At 68.3% G+C, this 18,537-nt stretch carries 17 protein-coding genes; 4 read left to right on the top strand and 13 right to left on the bottom strand.

The annotated features are described in order from the left end of the window. Window positions 1–53 precede the first annotated feature (53 nt). The 13 genes from ACFVH2_RS01050 to dnaA all read right to left on the bottom strand — a co-directional run bounded on the left by ACFVH2_RS01050 (window position 54) and on the right by dnaA (window position 15,983). The gene (locus tag ACFVH2_RS01050; RefSeq protein WP_378421367.1) at window positions 54–605 is read right to left on the bottom strand and encodes an ATP/GTP-binding protein; all 552 of its coding nucleotides are present in this window, start codon (window positions 603–605) and stop codon (window positions 54–56) included. 16 nt (window positions 606–621) lie between these two features. Next, complete coding sequence (locus ACFVH2_RS01045; RefSeq protein WP_378420690.1) at window positions 622–996, bottom strand: DUF742 domain-containing protein; 375 nt, start codon at window positions 994–996, stop codon at window positions 622–624. Between the two features lie 13 nt (window positions 997–1,009). Further along, a complete protein-coding gene (locus tag ACFVH2_RS01040; protein ID WP_378420688.1) occupies window positions 1,010–1,450 on the bottom strand; it encodes a roadblock/LC7 domain-containing protein in 441 nt (146 codons plus the stop codon). After that, window positions 1,447–4,128: an ATP-binding protein gene (locus ACFVH2_RS01035; RefSeq protein ID WP_378420686.1), complete on the bottom strand. Its 2,682-nt coding sequence runs from the start codon at window positions 4,126–4,128 to the stop codon at window positions 1,447–1,449. The genes ACFVH2_RS01040 and ACFVH2_RS01035 overlap by 4 nt, the downstream gene beginning before the upstream one ends. A gap of 321 nt (window positions 4,129–4,449) precedes the next feature. Then, window positions 4,450–6,459 (bottom strand): DNA topoisomerase (ATP-hydrolyzing) subunit B, encoded by a 2,010-nt coding sequence (gene gyrB, locus ACFVH2_RS01030; RefSeq protein WP_378420684.1) that lies wholly within the window; start codon window positions 6,457–6,459, stop codon window positions 4,450–4,452. 187 nt (window positions 6,460–6,646) lie between these two features. Beyond that, window positions 6,647–7,600, bottom strand: a complete 954-nt coding sequence (locus ACFVH2_RS01025; RefSeq protein ID WP_378420682.1) for an alpha/beta fold hydrolase — start codon at window positions 7,598–7,600, stop codon at window positions 6,647–6,649. 11 nt (window positions 7,601–7,611) lie between these two features. Beyond that, window positions 7,612–8,718 carry a PDR/VanB family oxidoreductase gene (locus ACFVH2_RS01020; protein WP_378420680.1) on the bottom strand — a complete coding sequence of 369 codons (1,107 nt, stop codon included), beginning with the start codon at window positions 8,716–8,718 and terminating at the stop codon, window positions 7,612–7,614. A 25-nt stretch (window positions 8,719–8,743) separates the two neighbouring features. Next, window positions 8,744–9,652, bottom strand: coding sequence for a metal-dependent hydrolase (locus ACFVH2_RS01015; protein WP_378420678.1), 909 nt, complete (start codon window positions 9,650–9,652; stop codon window positions 8,744–8,746). Window positions 9,653–9,814: 162 nt separating this feature from the next. Continuing rightward, window positions 9,815–10,366, bottom strand: coding sequence for a DUF721 family protein (locus ACFVH2_RS01010; protein ID WP_378420676.1), 552 nt, complete (start codon window positions 10,364–10,366; stop codon window positions 9,815–9,817). 37 nt (window positions 10,367–10,403) lie between these two features. Next, window positions 10,404–11,594: a DNA replication/repair protein RecF gene (gene recF, locus ACFVH2_RS01005; RefSeq protein WP_378420674.1), complete on the bottom strand. Its 1,191-nt coding sequence runs from the start codon at window positions 11,592–11,594 to the stop codon at window positions 10,404–10,406. Next, the gene (gene gnd, locus ACFVH2_RS01000) at window positions 11,595–12,488 is read right to left on the bottom strand and encodes a phosphogluconate dehydrogenase (NAD(+)-dependent, decarboxylating) (protein WP_378420672.1); all 894 of its coding nucleotides are present in this window, start codon (window positions 12,486–12,488) and stop codon (window positions 11,595–11,597) included. It abuts the gene before it with no gap. A 48-nt stretch (window positions 12,489–12,536) separates the two neighbouring features. Continuing rightward, on the bottom strand, window positions 12,537–13,721 hold the full coding sequence (dnaN, locus tag ACFVH2_RS00995; protein ID WP_378420670.1) for a DNA polymerase III subunit beta: 1,185 nt from the start codon (window positions 13,719–13,721) through the stop codon (window positions 12,537–12,539). A 699-nt stretch (window positions 13,722–14,420) separates the two neighbouring features. Then, window positions 14,421–15,983: a chromosomal replication initiator protein DnaA gene (gene dnaA / locus ACFVH2_RS00990; RefSeq protein ID WP_378420668.1), complete on the bottom strand. Its 1,563-nt coding sequence runs from the start codon at window positions 15,981–15,983 to the stop codon at window positions 14,421–14,423. A gap of 561 nt (window positions 15,984–16,544) precedes the next feature. Between dnaA and rpmH the strand changes: the two genes are divergently transcribed. Genes rpmH through yidC form a run of 4 tightly spaced genes read left to right on the top strand, consistent with a single transcriptional unit; the run spans window position 16,545 to window position 18,530 of the window. Then, window positions 16,545–16,688 (top strand): 50S ribosomal protein L34, encoded by a 144-nt coding sequence (gene rpmH / locus ACFVH2_RS00985; RefSeq protein WP_072754329.1) that lies wholly within the window; start codon window positions 16,545–16,547, stop codon window positions 16,686–16,688. Between the two features lie 21 nt (window positions 16,689–16,709). Continuing rightward, window positions 16,710–17,087: a ribonuclease P protein component gene (gene rnpA / locus ACFVH2_RS00980; protein WP_378420666.1), complete on the top strand. Its 378-nt coding sequence runs from the start codon at window positions 16,710–16,712 to the stop codon at window positions 17,085–17,087. After that, window positions 17,084–17,464, top strand: a complete 381-nt coding sequence (gene yidD / locus ACFVH2_RS00975) for a membrane protein insertion efficiency factor YidD (RefSeq protein WP_378420664.1) — start codon at window positions 17,084–17,086, stop codon at window positions 17,462–17,464. The genes rnpA and yidD overlap by 4 nt, the downstream gene beginning before the upstream one ends. Before the next feature lie 4 nt (window positions 17,465–17,468). Further along, a complete protein-coding gene (gene yidC, locus ACFVH2_RS00970; protein WP_378420662.1) occupies window positions 17,469–18,530 on the top strand; it encodes a membrane protein insertase YidC in 1,062 nt (353 codons plus the stop codon). The last annotated feature ends 7 nt before the right edge of the window (window positions 18,531–18,537 follow it).

Genomic DNA, 18,537 nt, shown 5'->3' with positions numbered 1-18,537 from the left:
GTCCGGCTTTCCGCGTCGAGTGGGATCGGCCGGCGAGCGTGGTGACGACCGCTCTACCCGACCGGCTGGTCGAGCCGGGTGAGGGCGTACTCGGTGATCGCGACCAACGCACCCTTCGCCGACTCCCGGCTGCGAGCGTCGATGGACATGATCGGCACGTGCGCCGGCACCGCGAGGGCCTGCCGGATCTCCTCGAGCGGGTACCGCGGCGCGTCGTCGAACTCGTTGACCGCGACCACGAAGGGCAGGTTGCGGGCCTCGAAGTAGTCGACGGCGGCGAAGGACTCGTCGAGGCGGCGGGTGTCGATCAGCACGATCGCACCGATGGCACCGCGGATCAGGTCGTCCCACATGAACCAGAACCGCTGCTGGCCCGGCGTGCCGAACAGGTAGAGGACCAGGTCGGGGGCGAGGCTGATCCGGCCGAAGTCCATGGCCACGGTCGTGGTCGCCTTCTGCGGGGTGGCGCTGAGGTTGTCCACACCGTCGGAGGCGTTGGTGACCAGCGCCTCGGTCCGCAGCGGGACGATCTCCGACACCGCTCCGACAAGGGTGGTCTTGCCCACGCCGAAGCCACCGGCGACGACGATCTTGGTCGAGGTCACCCGGTCGCGCTGGGGCCTAGATGTTGCGTAGTCCACCGAGGACCCTTTCGATAAGTTCACGACGTTCACTGTCGCTCGAGTCGTCTTGCAGCGTTGCCAGGATCCGCAGGTGGCCCGCCTCGACGAGATCGGCGACGAGGACCCGCGCCACGCCGATCGGCACGCCCACCCGGGCGGCGATCTCGGCCACCGAGGGCGACTGCGCGCACAGCGCAATGATCGTCGCCTCGATGTCCCCCAGGTCTGGGGGTTGGTTGTCCCGCAGCGGCATCGTCTGGATCAGGGCCTCGAGGGCCAGTTCCACCGCCGGCTTCGTCCGTCCCGAGGTGAGCGAGTACGGGCGAACCAGGCTGGGTCCGCGCTCGCTCGCCTCGTCGTGCTCGTCGTTCATGGCCACATCCCGGTCAGGTTCCGAGGACCGCTCGCGGCGTGGCCTGCACCGAGCTGCCGACCCGCTCCACGAGCAGTGCCATCTCGTACCCGACCTGCCCGATGTCGCAGGACGAGGAGGTCAGCGTGGCCAGGTGCGAACCGTCGCCGACGCTCATCAGCAACAGGTAGCCGCGCTGCATCTCGACGACCGACTGCAGAACCCCGCCGCCGTCGAAGAGGTTCGACACCCCGACCGACAGGCTGGCGAGGCCCGAGGTGACCGCCGCGAGCTGCTCCGCTCGGTCGAGCGGGAGGTGGGCGCTGCCCGCCATCAGGAGGCCGTCTGCGGACACCAGCACGGCGTGCGACACGCCGGGGATCTCCCTGGCGAAATTCGACACCAACCAGTCGAGAGGACGGGCGCCGCCAGAGCCCTGCTCCCCGTTCGACGCGATTCCCTGATCGATGCTCATCTGTCTCCTCCGATGCTGGCGCGCTCGGCCGAGCTCGCTGCGCGGCCCTCGCGAATTCCCTTTTGGTGGCGGCTCAGATTGTCCCGGACGGCCTCCGGATCACGCAGCCGAGGGCGGGCTGCACCCCCGCCGTTGGCGTCGACGCCACCCGGCACCAGCCGATGTCCCGGCCTGCGCTGCGGCAGACCCGATTCGGTCCTGGCCTCCACCGGTGCCTCGCTGGCCCGGTGCGCGGCGGTCCAGCCTTGGTCCGCCGCGGACGTCCACTCGCGGTTTCCGTTGTTGGTCGACGAGATCGGATCCGTGAGCCAGTCGGTGACCATGCCGGAAAAGATCGGCGTTCCGGTGGTCGTAACATCTTGGGACGCAGTGACATTCGGACGCGCCTGGAAGAACGACGCAGTCTTGGCGGCGTTGGTCCGGTAGCGGTGACGCGTCGCCCGAGGAGAGTCGTCGAACGACTCGGCACCCGCAGGCTCGGAGAGTCCGACACTTCCGAAGACCGGCGCAGCGGGCACCGGCGTCGTCGGCACCGGAATCTGTGGCGCGGGAGTGTGTTGCACGGGCTCCGGGGTCATCGGGAGCGGAGCGGGAACCGCGGCACCGGGCATGCGCTGCGGCAGCTCCGTCGCGCCGGGAGTACGCCGGGGCAGCGATCCGGCCGGGTTCGGCACCGGCGCCTGCTCCTGCCGGGCCGGTTCGGTGACCAACTGCGGCATCTCACCGGACCGGACGACGGTCACCTGCGGCATCTCACCGGACCGGACGCCGGCCACCTGCGGCATGCCCGCGGTGTCGACGCGCTGGATCGGACCGGTCTGAGTCATCTCCAGCGGCGAGACCAGCAGGGCGTCCGGAATGTGCACGCTCGCGGTGACGCCCGGATCGCGCGCGGTCTCGGCCGTCCGCCGCAGCCGCACGGTGAGTCCGTGGCGCGCCGCCAGGCGGCTGGCCACGAACAGGCCCATGTGCCGGGCCGTATCCGGACTGACCTCACCACCGGAGGCGAGTCGATCGTTGATGTCGGCCATCTGGTCTGCGGGAATACCGATTCCCGTGTCGGCGATCTCGAGCAGCACGCCGCCGTCGGCCGCACGGTTGAAGGCGATCCTCACCTTGCTGTCCGGCGGGGAGGCCCGCAGCGCATTGTCGACCAATTCGGCCAGCAGGTGCACGACGTCGGTCGCGACGGCGCCGCTCAACGCACCCTGCGGGGTGGACCCGACCTGAACCCGCTGGTAGTCCTCGACCTCGGACATCGCGGCGCGGACGGTGTCGCCGAGCTGCACCGGGGCGGACTGGGCGCGGCGGACCCGGTTGCCGGAGAGGATCAGCAGGTTCTCGCCGTTGCGGCGCATGCGCGCGGCGAGGTGGTCGAGCCGGAACAGGCTCTCGAGCCGGCGAGGATCCTTCTCTTCGAACTCGAGGTTCTCGATCAGGCCGAGCTGCTGGTCGACGAGCGACTTGCTGCGCCGGGCGAGGGTCTCGAACATGTCGCCGATCTGCAGGCGCAGGTGTGCCTGCTCGCCGGCGAGCTTGAGCGCCTGACCGTGCATGTCGTCGACGGCGCGGGCGAGCTGCCCGATCTCCTCGTTGGTGTGCACCGGAATCGGTTCGAAGTCGGTCACCGCCGAGGCGTCGCCGACCTTGATCTGCTCGATCGCCCGCGGCAGGTCCTCGTTCGCCACCTGGAGCGCCCCGTGCCGGAGTCGGCGGATCGGCCGGATCAGCGAGCGGGCGACCAACAGGCCGAGCAGGATCGTCGCGAGCAGCGTGCCGAGCACCACCGCGGCGTCACGCAGCGCGGCGGAACGGGTCTCGCTCGCCTTCGCGGCGACCTTGTTGGTGATCGAGGTCGTCGAGTTCTTGATCAGGTTGGTGTAGATCTGCTGGCTGGCGATCATCGAGTCGCGCAGCTCGAACAGGGGCGGCTGACCGGGGGGCGCGGCGGACACCATGTCGGTGCGGTCCTTGACCGCCTGGCGCAGCGTGGTCAGGGTCGGGTCGTTCTCGGGAAAGTAGCGGGCCAGGACGTCGATCAGGGCCAACTCGGAACCGTTGGCTGAGATCAGCCCGGTGTTGGGGGCCTTGGGATTCTCGACGAGCGCGAGGATGGCCATCGTCTGTCCGAAGAGGCGGCGCTGCGCGGCCCACGCATCGACGAGCCGGTTTCCCTCCTTGAGAATCGTGTCGTCACCGATGGGAGAGATGACATCCGCGACGGTCTTGGCTGCGTCGTCCTGGATCGCGACGGTACGGGCGGCGAGCTCCTGGACGCCCAGCTTCGCAATCTGCCCGCGGAGCGCGTCGGTCTCGGCGATCACCCGATTCACATTGGTCACCACGGTGGGGTCCAAGTTGGGGTTCGCGGCGGTTTCGCGCATCGCCGCCATCGTCTGGGTGACCTCGTCGGCGTCGGCCGGGGTGCCCGTGTGCGAGACGGCGCCGCCGACGTACAGACCGAACGCGGTGTCCATCGCCAGCAGCGGCGCGACGATGGAGGTCTGGTCCGCCGCCTTGCCGAAGTGGGAGGCGGAGCTGAGCTCGTCCTGCACGCGGAGACCGCCGAGGATCATCGCGACGGTGACCGGGATGGCGACCACCGCGGTGACCTTCCAGCGCAGACTCCAGCCCTCGATGTTCCACGGCCTGTTGCCAGGCGGCGATTGGGTCTTCATCTTCCAAGCTCACTTTCCACCCAGGCCCGGTACGAGGCCCCGCGCTCGCGCCGCTCCCCGAGATCACTGAACGAGTGTTCGGCGGGGAGTCGAGAACAGACTCCTAGGCGGTACCGGAGTGTAGAGGCTCCGGGGCCATAGACAGAAGTCATACCGTTCCCAAGTCGTTATCGGGTCGTGATCATGCGTCCCCGACGCCGGACACGTCAGGCGCAGCAGTCACAGTGATGTCACCCCGCCTCAACAGCTTCACCATTAAACACCGAGCAGGCGGAGAAAGTGATCTACATCACAATCTTCCTGCTCGGCGTCATGGGTTACTCAGACGTCGAGGAATCGCACGTCCTTCGCGTTGCGGGTGATGAAGCTTCGACGCGCCTCGACGTCCTCGCCCATGAGGATGCTGAAGAGTTCGTCGGCGGCCGCAGCGTCGTCGAGCGTCACCAGTCGCAGCACCCGCACGCTCGGGTCCATCGTGGTCTCCCACAGTTCCTTGGCGTTCATCTCGCCGAGGCCCTTGTAGCGCTGGATGCCGTCGTCCTTGTTGATCTTCTTGCCGGCCTTGAGGCCCTCCTCGAGCAGGCCGTCGCGTTCCCGGTCGGAGTAGGCGAAGTCCGGCTCGGACCGCTGCCACTTGAGCTTGTACAGCGGCGGCTGGGCGAGGTAGACGTGCCCGTGCTCGACCAGCGGCCGCATGAAACGGAACAGCAGGGTCAGCAGCAGGGTGGCGATGTGCTGGCCGTCGACGTCGGCGTCGGCCATCAGCACGATCTTGTGGTACCGGAGCTTGGCGATGTCGAACTCGTCGTGGATGCCGGTGCCGAACGCGGTGATGATGGACTGGACCTCGGCATTCTTGAGGACGCGGTCGATGCGGGCCTTCTCGACGTTGATGATCTTGCCGCGCAGCGGCAGGATCGCCTGGTACATCGAGTCACGGCCGGACTTCGCCGAGCCGCCGGCGGAGTCGCCCTCCACGATGTAGATCTCGGACTTGCTCGGGTCGTTCGAGCGGCAGTCCGCCAGCTTCCCGGGCAGGCCACCGAGGTCGGTGGCGCTCTTGCGACGGACCAGCTCGCGCGCCTTGCGGGCGGCGACTCGGGCCTGCGCCGAGGAGACTGCCTTGTTCACGATGGTCTTCGCATCGGCCGGGTTGGACTCGAACCAGTGCCCGAGGTGCTCGTTGCAAGACTTCTGCACGAACGACTTGACCTCGGTGTTGCCGAGCTTGGTCTTGGTCTGGCCCTCGAACTGCGGCTCGCTGACCTTCACCGAGATGATCGCCGCGAGACCCTCGCGGATGTCGTCGCCGGTGAGCTTCGGGTCCTTGTCCTTGAGCAGCTTCTTGTCGAGTGCGTACTTGTTGACGGTCGCGGTGAGGGCCGCGCGGAAGCCCTCCTCGTGGGTGCCGCCCTCGTGGGTGTTGATGGTGTTGGCGAAGGTGTGCACGGACTCCGAGTACCCGGAGTTCCACTGCATCGCGACCTCGAGCTCGTGCCCGGTGCCCTTCGCGGTGAACCCGACCACCGAGTTGTGGATCGCCTGCTTCGTGCGGTTGATGTGCCGCACGTAGTCCTCGAGGCCGCCGGGGTAGTGGTAGGTGCGGGTGCGCACCGACTGCACCTCGGGCGTCTTGTTCTCGCCCGTCTCGTACTCGGCGTCCGCGGCCACCTCCTCGTCGGTGATCCGCTCGTCGGTCAGGGTGATGGTCAGACCCTTGTTGAGGAAGGCCATCTCCTGCAGGCGGCGGGCGACGGTCTCCGCGTTGTAGGTGGTGGTCTCGAAGATGTCCGGGTCGGCCCAGAATCGCACGGTGGTGCCGGTCCGGTTCGTCGCCTCGCCCTTGACCAGCTCACCGGGCACCGCGTTGGTGTAGGTCTGATTCCAGTGGTGTCCGTCGTTGTCGATCTCGACCTCGACCTTGGTGGACAGCGCGTTGACCACCGAGATGCCGACGCCGTGCAGGCCACCCGAGACGGCGTACGCGTCGGAGTCGAACTTGCCACCCGCGTGCAGCTGGGTCATGACGACCTCGACGGTGGGGACACCGGAGGCGTGCATTCCGGTCGGGATGCCACGGCCGTCGTCGACGACCTGGATGCCGCCGTCCGCCAGCAAGGTGACCCCGACGGTGGTGGCGTAGCCGGCCATCGCCTCGTCGACGGAGTTGTCCACGACCTCCCAGATCAGGTGGTGCAGACCTCGCTCGCCGGTGGAACCGATGTACATGCCGGGCCGCTTGCGGACCGCCTCGAGGCCCTCGAGGACGGTGATCGAGGAGGCGCCGTACTCCTTGTTTCCAGTGCTCTTGTCTGACTTCTGGGCAGCCACGGGAGGGGTGCTCTCCTTCTCATCTGCACGACGGTCTCATCGGCATGGCGATCGCGGCCGGCCGGGCGGCCACGAGGTACCCGCCCATCCTACTGGCACGAACGAGGCCGAGGACGCGTACGACACCCCTGAGCTGGCCGTAGGCGCAGTTTCGGCCACCCGGGTAGGTCCGGACCTGCCCCGGCCGTCAGGAAATGGCGGCGGAGTCCTCACTCACCCCGCGGTCGATCACCGACGTCACGAACTCGGTGGTGAGCCGGGCGAGGTCCTCCGGGTGTGAGATCGGCGACCAGTGGCCCGACGGGATCTCGCGTCGCCGCAGGTCGCTGACCCATTCCTCGGTGTCCTCGTAGCCGACCGGGCGCACGGCCTTGTCGTGCAGGCCGAGGATCAGCTGCACCGGGACGTCGGTGCGACGCTGCGCCGGGTTGCCCAGCTTGGCCCGGATGTTCGCCCGGTACAGGTTGAGCCCGTTGATCATGTCCGCCCGCAGGGTCGGCGACGAGTGCACCGCCTTCGGATCCTGGCCCTCGAAGAAGCGCAGGAACTGCGGCCAGATCCGGTCCATGCCGAGGCGGAAGGGCAGCGGTCCGAGCACCGGCGTCTGGAAGAGCACCGTGTACGCCGAGGCCACCGCCTGGGTGAGCCGCTTCCACACCTTGCCCGGGGTGGGGGCGGCGAACCCCCGCCGGGTCCAGGTACCGAGGTGGTCGAGGTTCGGCCCGGACACCGACGTGAACGAGGCGATGCGCGCCCGCGCGTCCGGCTCGCACACCGCCTCCCACGCCTCCACCGACCCCCAGTCGTGCGCCAGCACGTGCACCGGCTCCCCCGGGCTGACCGCGTCGATCACCGCGAACAGGTCCTGGGCGAGCAGCGCGAGCCGGTAGTCCGCGACCGCCGTCGGCACCGTGGACTGCCCGGCGCCGCGGCTGTCGTACCTGATCACCCGGAACTCGCCGGCGACCAGCGGGACCACGCGATCCCAGAGTTGCTGGGTGTCGGGCCAGCCGTGCACCAGCAGCAGCGTGGGGCCGGTCGGGTTGCCCTGCTCGAACACCGCGAGGCTGACGTCCCCGTTCACGACCGTGGTCGCGACGGCCGGCCTGTCGGATCGGAAACCGTTGGTGCTGTTGTTCATTCGATCTTCCTTCACAGGTCGAGGACCAGTCGCGGCCCCGCCGAGCGGGACACGCAGATCAACATCTCGGTCTCGTGTTCGGCCGCGGTCAGCCGGGTCTCGCGATGGTCGGGTTCGCCGGCGAGCACCCGGACCTTGCAGGTACCGCAGAAACCCTGCTGGCAGGAGTACCCGACGCCGGGCAGCCGTTCCCTGATCACCGACAGGGCCGACTCGTCGGCGGGCACGGTGAGCACCTCACCGGTGCTCGCCAGTTCGACCTCGAACTCGGTACCGTCGAGAACCGGTGGGGCACCGAATCTTTCGAAGTGCAGTGCGGTGGCCGCCGTGGCCGGGAAGTTCTCCCGCACCAGGTCCAGCATCGGCGTCGGCCCGCAGCAGTACACGGCCCCGCCCGCCGCCGCCCGGCCGAGCAGGTCGTCGGCGGTCGGAACGCCGAATTCGTCGTCCGGGCGGACGAAAACCCTGTCCTGTTCCCAGGTTTCGATCTCGTCGAGGAAGGGCATGGACTCGCGGGACCGCCCGGAGTAGACGAACTGCCAGTCCATTCCGGCCGCGCGGGCGGCCCGCACCATCGCCAGGATCGGAGTGATGCCGATGCCGCCGGCGACGAACAACGCGCTGCCGTGCCCGACGAACGGGAATCCGTTACGGGGTCCGCGGACGGTGACCGTGGTGCCCGGCGCCAGTCCGTGCATCTCGATGGATCCGCCGCCGCCGTCCGGAATGGCGCGGACCGCGATCCGGTAGCGGGTCCGGTCGGCGGGGTCCCCGCACAGCGAGTACTGCCGTCTGCGTCCCGAGGGCAGGTGGAAGTCGAGATGGCAACCCGGCTGCCAGGCCGGCAGCTCGCTGCCGTCCGGGGCGCCGAAGGTCAGCGCGGCGACGTTCTCGTCCTGGGCCACGATCGTGCGGTCGGTCACCACGAGGGTCATCGCGGAGTCCGGATTGTGGCCCGCGTGCCCCGGGTCGTAGTCGCGGCGGGCGACCACGCCGACGTACCGGTCCGCGAAGGCCTCGAGCGCGGTCATCACCCGGTCCCGCCGAGGTCGGCCGCGCAGATCGGTTGGAACTGCGACTCGGGACTGGTGGGGTCGACGAATCATGTTCGGCAGCATTGGTTTTCGTGTCCTGATGTGGGGGTCAGCGGAGCGCGGCCTGCGCGGCGGGCGACGACGCGAGGTACGCCACCGCCTGCGCGGTGGACCCCTCGCGGGAGGGGTGGTAGTCCCGCCGGAAGTACCGGCTCATCCGCTTGGCCAGGTCGGTCGACGTCGGCAGCACGCCCCGACGGCCGGCGGCCCGGAAGTCCGACAGTCGCGGACGACGCCGGGACGGCGCCCAGTGCGCGAGTTCGGGATCGTTGGCCATGAGGAACCGGGTGCCCCGAATCCACAGGTACACCAGGACGGGGGTCGCCACCAGCTGGGTGCGCAGTCGGCGGCTCTCCCGCTTGTCGAAGTAGCGCATCACGTCGTAGGCCACCGAGCGGTGTTCGACCTCCTCGGAACCGTGCCAGCGCAGCAGGTCCAGCATCGTCGGGTGCACGCCGGCGGTGTCGAGGTCCCGGGCGTTGAGCACCCAGTCCCCGAGGAACGCCGTGACGTGCTCGATCGCCGCGATCAGCGCGAGGCGTTCGACGAGGTAGTTCTCCCGGCGTCCGGCGGTGAGGGGGCGGGGCCCGAGCAGCGTGGTGAACAGCCAGTTCATCTGGTCGGTGTACGGGGTCGTGTCCAGGCCCTTCGCCGCGAGGTGCCCGAGGACGCCGGAGTGCGCGTGCGAGTGCATCGCCTCCTGGCCGATGAAGCCGGCGACGTCGTCGCGCAGCTTCTCGTCCTCGATGAGCGGGAGCGCCTCCTTGAAGGTCTCGACGAACCAGTCCTCCCCCGCCGGCAGCAGGATGTGCATCACGTTGAAGACGTGGGTGGTGAACGGATCGCCGTCGACCCAGTGCATCGGCAGGTCGGACCAGTCGAATTCGACGTCACGGGCCTGCAACAGGATGTGGTCCGGCTCCGCGGGCGCCGGTGCGTGCGCTGTCTCGGTGGACATCTGCGGTTCCCTTCGGCGTCGCAGGTGACACAGTTCACCCGCACTCGCGGTAACTGTAACACCGAGTAATACGTAACGGAATCGACTGAGTGAACGGAAGCGTTCACTCGATCAGATCGAACGAACGTGCCGTTCACTCGGTGTCCGACGCCGCGGGACGGATCAGCCGTAGGTGTCCCGAGGCCCGCGACCGCGAATGTGCCGCTCACCCTTGCGCCAGCTCGGCGCGCTCGGTCCGGTGATCCGCAGGCTGGTCACGACGCCGTTCCCGACCGCGGCCGCGATCTTCGCGAGGATCTGGGACTGCATCATCCGCAGCTGGGTGGCCCACGCGGTCGATTCGGCGGAGATGCTCAGGACGCCGTCGCGCAGCCCGACCGGCTCGGCATGCGAGGCGATGTCCTCGCCGACCACCTGGTGCCAGCGGCCGAGCACCGTGCCCTCCGAGACCCTCGGCGACCAGCCCCGGCTCTTGGCGACCGCACCGGTCAACGACCCCAGCGTCTGCGGGTCACGACCGTCCGGGCCGGCCCCCGACCAACTGCGACGGTTGCCGCCGCTGCGCAGCTTGGCCCGCGGTGAGGAACGACCCTGACCGACCGACTTGCCGCTGGCCTTCGCCGCGGCCCGAGCCTCCTCGAGGGCTCGCCTGGCGAGGTCGATGCCGCGAAGCTCCGGTTCGGGCGCGGTACCGCCCGTCGACTCGTCTGCCATTCGCGTTCCCTTCGGTCCGGCTCGATGATAGATCCGCTCAGCCGAGCTTGGAGATCCGTCCGGAGGGGGTGTCGACGGCTTCGACGGAGAACCTCGTCGCCTCGAGTTCCGGTGGCACGTCCTCGGCGACCGCAGCGGTGATCAGCACCTGCTCGGCGTCGGCCGCCACCATCGCCAGCGCGCGACGGCGCTTGCGGTCCAACTCGGCGAACACGTCGTCGAGCATGAGCACCGGGTCGGTGCCGTCCGAGCGCAACAGGGCGAAGGCGGCCAACCGCAGCGACAGCGCGAACGACCACGACTCGCCGTGGCTGGCGAACCCCTTCGCCGGCTGATCACCCAACCGCAGCTCGAGGTCGTCGCGGTGCGGGCCGACCAGACAGACGCCGCGCTCGATCTCCCGCTGGCGGGCCTGCGCGAGCTCGACCAGGAAACTCGCCTCGAGCAGCTCGACGTCCTCGCGCACCCAGGTGCGGCCCCGCTCGAGCAGCTCCGTCGGCAGCGACCCGCCCAGGCTGCTCCGGTAGCCGATCGAGGCGGGGCGCGACTCCGGCGCGATGTCGGCATAGGAGCTCGCCACGTGCGGCCCGAGCTCGTCGACCAGACGCAGTCGCCCGGCCAGCAACTCGGCTCCGTGCGCCGCCAGATGCCCGTCCCAAACATCAAGTGTCGCAAGAGCACTCGTGCCGTCACTGGACCTGGTTCCGCGACGCAGCGCGCCACCGGCGGTCTTGAGCAGGGCCGAGCGTTGCCGCAGCACCTTCTCGTAGTCCGCCCGGACCGCGGCCATCCGCGGAACTCGCGAACACAGCAGTTCGTCCAGGAAGCGGCGGCGATCGCCCGGATCGCCACGAACCAGCGACAGGTCCTCGGGCGCGAACAACACCGCGCGCAACACGCCGAGGATCTCCCGCGGGCGCCGCACCGGCGAGGTGTTCATCCGTGCCCGATTGGCCCGGCCGTCGTTGATCTCGATGTCGATCGCCAGCTCGCGGGAGTCGTTGACCACCACGGCACCGATCTGGGCCTGACCCGCGCCGGACCGGATCAGCGGCGCGTCGGTGGAGACCCGGTGCGAGGACAGCGTCGCGAGATAGCCGAGCGCCTCGAGCAGGTTGGTCTTGCCGTGCCCGTTCGGTCCGAGGAACAGCGTGGTGCCGGGTCCCGGCTCGAGGGTGACGGCGTCCCAGGACCGAAAGTCCCGGAGCGAGAATTTCCGAACGAACACTTAGCCGGATTCCGAAACCCGTTGCACCGCATGGCCGCCGAACTGGTTGCGCAGGGCGGACACCGCCTTCATGGCGGGCGAGTCCGACTGCCGGGAGGCGAACCGGGCGAACAACGCCGCGGAGATCACCGGGGCCGGCACGGCGTGGTTGATGGCTTCCTCGACGGTCCAGCGGCCCTCGCCGGAATCCTGCGTGTACCCGGAGATGTCGGCGAACTCGGGGTCCTCCGCCAGCGCCTTGACCAACAGGTCCAGCAGCCAGGACCGCACCACGGTGCCCTTCGTCCAGGCGCGCAGCACCCCGTGCACGTCCGTGACCAGGTCTTCCGCCTCGAGCAGCTCGTAGCCCTCGGCGTAGGCGTGCATCAGCCCGTACTCGATGCCGTTGTGGATCATCTTGGCGTAGTGGCCGGCACCGACCGGGCCCGCGTGCACGAAACCGTCGGCCCGCTCACCGTCGGGACGCAGCGCGTCGAAGATCGGCATCGCCCTCGCCACGTCGGCCTCGGAGCCGCCGACCATCAGGCCGTATCCGTTCTCGAGGCCCCAGACCCCGCCGGACACGCCGCAGTCGAGGTAGCCGATCCCGTGCTGCGCGAGCAGGTCCGCGTTCGGCTTGTCCTCGGTGAAACGCGAGTTGCCGCCGTCGATGACGAGGTCGCCCGCCTCGAGGACGGTCGCAAGCTCGGCGATCGTGTCGCGGGTGATGTGTCCGGACGGGACCATCACCCAGACCACCCGCGGACCCTCGAGGGCACCGGCGAGATCGGCCAGCGAGCCGACGTCGGTGACCTCGGGCCGCGGGTCGAATCCGACCACCTGGTGACCGTGCGCGCGCAGGCGCTCCCGCATGTTGAAACCCATCTTGCCGAGGCCGACCAGTCCCAGTTGCATGATGTGGAAGTCCCTTCGCTCGGAAAGACGGGTTCGAACGTACGAGGGTCAGCCGGGGAGGCGGACCGGCATCAGGAGGTAGGTGTAGTCGCTGTCGGGAGCGGCGAAGGTGCCGTTCTCGCCGGGCTGCGGCTCCTCCTCGGCCGCGGGACGCAGGACCGCGGGCCGGCTCGGGGTGGTGAACCCGAAGGTGACCCGGTCGCTGTGCAGCGAGCTCAGGCCCTCGGTCAGGTAGGTGGGATTGAACGCGATGGTCAGGCCCTCGCCCTGGAACTGTGCCTCGAGGGCTTCCTCGGCCCGGCCGGCGTCCTCGCCACCCGCGGAGAGCAGCAGCCCGTCCTCGGAGAACTGCATCCGGACCTGGGCGCCGCGCTCGGCCACCAGGGCGACACGCTTGATGGCCTCGACCAGCGGGGTGACCTCGACCGTCGCGATCGCGGTGTGCTCGGGCGGCAGCAGCTGACGGAACTTCGGGAACTCCGCGTCGAGGAGCCTGGTGGTGGTGCGCCTGCCCTCTCCGACGATGCCGAGCAGGCCGTCCGAACCGACCGACGAGCCCGAACCGAACGCGAGCTCGACCGGCGAATTCGATCCACTGCCAAGGGTTTTCGCGGACTCGGAGAGCGTCTTGGCGGGAATGAGAACGGCGGCGCTGGTGTCCGGGTTGGCCGGCGTCCACTCGATCTGGCGAACCGCGAGGCGGAACCTGTCGGTCGCCGCGAGCACCACGTTGGTGCCCTCGATCTCCACCCGGATTCCGGTGAGCATGGGCAGCGTGTCGTCCTTGCCTGCAGCGACGGCGACTTGCCCGATCGCCTCGGAGAACACGTCGCTCGGGAGTGAACCGGTCTGCTGCGGAAGCTCGGGCAGCTGGGGGTAGTCCTCGACCGGCATCGTCGGCAGTGAGAACTTGGCGCTGCCGCACGCGATCAGGACGCGGGTGCCGTCGACGGTCACGTCGACGGGCTTGGCGGGCAGCGACCGGGTGATGTCGGCGAGGAGCTTGCCGGACACGAGGGCCTGGCCAGGAGTGGAGACCTCGGCGGAGATGCGGACCTGCGCGGAGACCTCGTAGTCGAAACCGGAAACGGTCAGGCCCTGCTCGTCGGCCGAGATCAGGACGCCACCGAGAACTGGGACGGGAGGCCTGGACGGAAGGCTTCGGGCCACCCACGCGACGGAATCCGCGAAATCTTCCCGAGCGACCCGAAACTTCATACTCCCGAGCTCCATCGCTGGGTTGATCCTCTCCGTAGGCATCGAACGACATGCCGCGCCTGTGCGAACAGGCGGCAGATGCACACCGTATGCCCTCCGGGCCGAAGTTGAAAGCCGAAACGGCGGCCGCGGTAGCGGCCCCGGTCGGGTGTGAACAGCGGCAGTCCACAGGACCTGTTTTCAGAGGATTAATTACAGGTAGAGATCAGCAGTAGTAATAGGCACTGTGGATTCTGTGGATCGAGGCGACAATTCGCAGGTCCGTCGGTGTGGCGGTGTGGGGATGGCTCGAGGAGCGGCTCGAGGACAGATCGGCGTCGTTGTGGACGAAGAAGTTGTCCTTCGCGACGATCCTCGAGCCATCCACAGATTGTCCGGGTTGTCCACATGGTTATCCACAGATGTGCATAGGTTTCGAGGAATCACAGAAGTCGTCGGATTCGGACGCTGCTCGAGCGGATGCCGTCACGCGCGAGTGGTCGGTGCCGGTGTGGGGGCGTGCGACCCCCTGCGACGCACGCCCCCACACCTGGCTACATGGTGGCTGCATTCGGCGGGCCCTGCCGCACGGTAGTCGCGATCGCCCGCGCGGCCGCGGTGCTCGCTCGAGGCGTCGGTGCAGGTCCGGACAGTCTTACGGACCGCGGCCGCAGATGTGGCGGCGCGGTGAGTGTCGTGCGTTCGGACGACAGAAGAATCGCGGAGCCGACCGGATCAGCGCTTGGATCGCTGCTTGATCCGCGCGGTCAGCTCCTGCACCTGGTCGTAGACCTTCCTGCGCTCGGTCATCTCCTTGCGGATCTTCTTGTCCGCGTACATGACCGTGGTGTGGTCGCGACCGAAGGTCTGGCCGATCTTCGGCAACGACAGGTCGGTGAGCTCGCGGCACAGGTACATCGCGATCTGCCGGGCCTGCGCGAGCGGGCGTGCCTTTCCCGGGCCGCAGAGATCCTCGATGCTGGTGGTGAAGTACTCCGCGGTCACGGCCATGATCGTCGCGGCGTTGATCTCGAGGGTCGACGAGTCCGGCATCAGGTCGCGCAGCACGACCTCGGCGAGAGTGAGGTCGAGGGCCTGACGGTTGAGCGAGGCGAACGCGGTGACCCGGATGAGGGCGCCCTCGAGTTCGCGGATGTTGCGTTCGATTCGGCTGGCGATCAGCTCGAGCACGTCGTGCGGCACGTCGAGCCGATCCATCCGCGCCTTCTTGCTGAGGATCGCGATGCGCGTTTCCAGCTCGGGCGGCTGGACGTCGGTGATCAGGCCCCATTCGAACCGGGTGCGCAGTCGCTCCTCGAGGGTCGCGAGCTGCTTGGGCGGCCGGTCGGAGGTGATCACGATCTGCTTGTTCGCGTTGTGCAGGGCCTCGAAGGTGTAGAAGAACTCCTCCTGGATGCCCTCCTTGCCCTCGATGAACTGGATGTCGTCGACGAGCAGCACGTCCGTCTCGCGGTACCGGCGCTTGAACGCGACCTTCCGGTCGTCGCGGAGGCTGTTGATGAAGTCGTTGGTGAATTCCTCGGTGGAGACGTACTTGACGCGCATGCCGGGGAACAGCCGCTGGGAGTAGTGCCCGGCGGCGTGCAACAGGTGGGTCTTGCCGAGACCCGAAGAGCCCCAGACGAACAGCGGGTTGTAGGCCCGCGCCGGGGCCTCGGCGATGGCGACCGCGGCGGCGTGCGCGAAACGGTTCGAGGCACCGATGACGAACGTGTCGAAGGTGTACTTCGCGTTGAGGCTGTTGCCGCCGGAGGCGGCCGGCGTGGTGGTGGGCGGCTTGGTGAAGTACGAGGGCCACGACTCGTGCACGCTGGCGATGGCCTCGCGGTCCTCGTCGATCTCCTCGTGGTCGACCGGTTCCGGATCCGGCAGGTCGGCGTCACCCGCTCCGGGCCGGCGGCGGCGGAAGGTCGGCATGCTCGCCGCGATGGGCTCGGCGAACGACTGCTCGGGAGGACGCGTCGCGACCGCGACCGGTTCCGGCTCGAGAACCTCGTCGGTGGGCGGCGCGATCCGCACCCCGAGTCCTTCGACGTCCTCGGTGAGGTGTCGGTTGAGAGCCTGGAGTATCGGTTCGCGCAGGTCGCGTTCGATCGCCTCCTGGACGAAGGAGGAGGGGACGGACAAGAGTGCGAAGCCCTGCGCGAGGGTGAGCGGGCGAACGAGCGCGAGCATCGCCTTCTGCGCTTTGGTCAGCGGGGGTCCGGACTCGGCGGCCGTCAGTTCCGCGAGGACATCCACCCATACCTCTGCCAGGGTGTTTGATTCCTCGTTCAACGTCGGTCCTCCCAGGTCAGTGCAGCAGAGTGAAGTCCGGACAGCTCTCGGTCACGTCAGCCGGCCGTGGTCTCCACCCCTGGGGATAACTTCCCCGCACAAGGCTACGAATATGCCACCTGATCTGTATTTCCACACAATTATCCACATGTGTGGATAAAGCACAGGGATGTCAGTCGACCTGACGACTTGCGTGGCGCGAACGAGGTGACACGCGCTTCACCTGCGAAGACGGGCCTTGTGGTGGTGTCCTCGGGGCGATCGGGCGGAGACGGGAGGGCTCGCCGCGGCTGTTACCCGGCTTACAGCGCGACCGGTGCGGCACAATCGGAGGCCGGAAGCAAGCACCACGGCACAGTCGCGTGTCCGTGGGCATCCTGGTTTGACCTGACCGGCGGCGCTGCGTACTCTCGTACAGTCACCTGAGTTCGAGGTGGCGGTTTCGCGCTGGCTGAATTCTGTCGGCATCAGCGGGACCGCCGCGAGTTCGTCGTCGGGGACCACCAATTTTCAGCTACAGATGGCGTCGAACGGCGCCGATGATCTCGAGGAGTGTTGACCGTGGCCAAGGGCAAGCGGACGTTCCAGCCGAACAATCGCCGCCGCGCGCGCGTTCACGGCTTCCGTCTCCGGATGCGTACCCGTGCGGGTCGCGCCATCGTTTCGGCGCGTCGCCAAAAGGGCCGCGCCTCCCTCACCGCCTGATACCTGGCGCGGGAGCTCGGGGTGTTGCCTGAGCCGCACCGGTTGCGTCGACGGTCGGACTTCTCGTCCACCGTTCGTCGCGGTCAGCGTGCGGCCCGCCGGGACGTGGTCGTCCATGCCCTGGCGGGAACTCAGGCGGAGTCGCTGATCAGCGACCCGGGTCCGCGTTTCGGTTTGGTGGTAAGCAAAGCTGTCGGGCCGGCGGTGATTCGACATCGAGTCGCACGCCGGCTTCGTCATATCTGCATGGGCCTCGTACCCGAGGTGCCGGAGGGCACCAATGTGGTAATCCGGGCTCTGCCCGGCGCCGCCACGGCTTCGTCGAAGGACCTCGACCGGCAGCTCCGGTCCGGTCTTCGCAAGCTCGATCTTCTTGTCCCCGTGGGTAATCGGGTATGAGTGACAGTCGCGGCGAGGCGCCGTCCGGGTTGCCGGCGTCGGTTCGACGCGCCCCGGCCCGCGCGCTGATCTTCTGCATCGAGCTCTACCGCTCCTACGTCTCACCGCTGCGACTTCCGACCTGCCGATTCACCCCGACCTGCAGCGAGTACGCCGTCGATGCACTGCGCGAGCGCGGCGCGGTGATCGGCCTCGGGTTGACCGTTGTGCGCCTGCTCAAGTGCGCACCGTGGCACCCTGGAGGCTGGGATCCGGTACCGCCGCGCAAGTCCCGTCGCGGCCACGACCACCGCGCCGCCGAAGCCGAGCGAGCCGGTAGGGATACTGGCAATCAACCCCACGCTCTGGTGGACGTGACCGAACAGAGGAGTACCTAGAGCCGTGCTCGACTTCATCTACTATCCGGTGTCCGGGATCCTCTGGGTCTGGCACAAGGTCTTCGGGGCGATTCCGTTCCTCGGGCCGAACAGTGGCATCACCTGGGCACTGTCGGTGATGTTCCTGGTGTTCACCCTGCGCGCCATCCTCTTCAAGCCCTTCGTCAAGCAGGTGCGCACCACCCGCCAGATGCAGGAGCTGCAGCCGCAGATCAAGGCCCTGCAGAAGAAGTACAGCAACGACCGCCAGCGGATGGCGCTGGAGATGCAGAAGCTCCAGAAGGAGCACGGCTTCAACCCCGTCATGGGTTGCCTGCCGGTGCTGCTGCAGGCGCCGGTCTTCATCGGTCTCTTTCACGTCTTGCGTTCGTTCAACCGCACCGGCACCGGCGTGGGTCAGCTCGGCATGACGATCGACCAGAACGCCAACACCCCGAACTACTGGTTCAGCGTGGCGGACGTGCAGTCCTTCCTGGACGCCAGGCTGTTCGGCGCGCCGATCTCCGCTGCGATCACCTCCAAGCCGGACCAGCTCGCGGCGTTCGGCGTGCCGATCCCGACGACGCTGACCATCGCACTCGTCGCGGTCCCGCTGATGGTGATCGCGTCGATCGCGACCCACTTCAACTCGCGGGCCTCGGTGGCCCGCCAGAGCGCCGCCGCGGCCGCGAACCCGCAGTCGGCGATCATGAACAAGCTCGCGCTGTGGGTCTTCCCGCTCGGCGTGCTGGTCGGTGGCCCGTTCCTGATGATCGCCATCCTGCTGTACTGGGTGGCCAACAACATCTGGACCTACGCGCAGCAGCATCTCGTCTTCCGCCGCATCGACGCCGAGGAAGAGGAGAAGAAGAAGCTCGCACTCGAGCGACGCGCGGAGAACGCGCCGAAGCCCGGGGCTCGCCCGGACGTGGCGAAGAAGCGCAAGGCGACGCCCACGGCGGCCGCCGCTGACAGCTCCCCCGCGGACGTCGTGGAGACCGAGGACAACAGTCCGGGTCAGACGCCGAAGCCCGCGGCGCGCCCCGCAGGCAACAGGGGCAAGAACCCCAAGCGCAAGCGGCGCTGACCGACGC

Origin of the sequence: Rhodococcus sp. NPDC127527, assembly GCF_042672245.1 — a bacterium.
In the GTDB taxonomy this organism is placed as follows: domain Bacteria; phylum Actinomycetota; class Actinomycetes; order Mycobacteriales; family Mycobacteriaceae; genus Rhodococcus_G.
The sequence above is the reverse complement of the archived record's forward strand: the minus strand, read 5'-3'. Positions and strand labels throughout refer to the sequence as shown.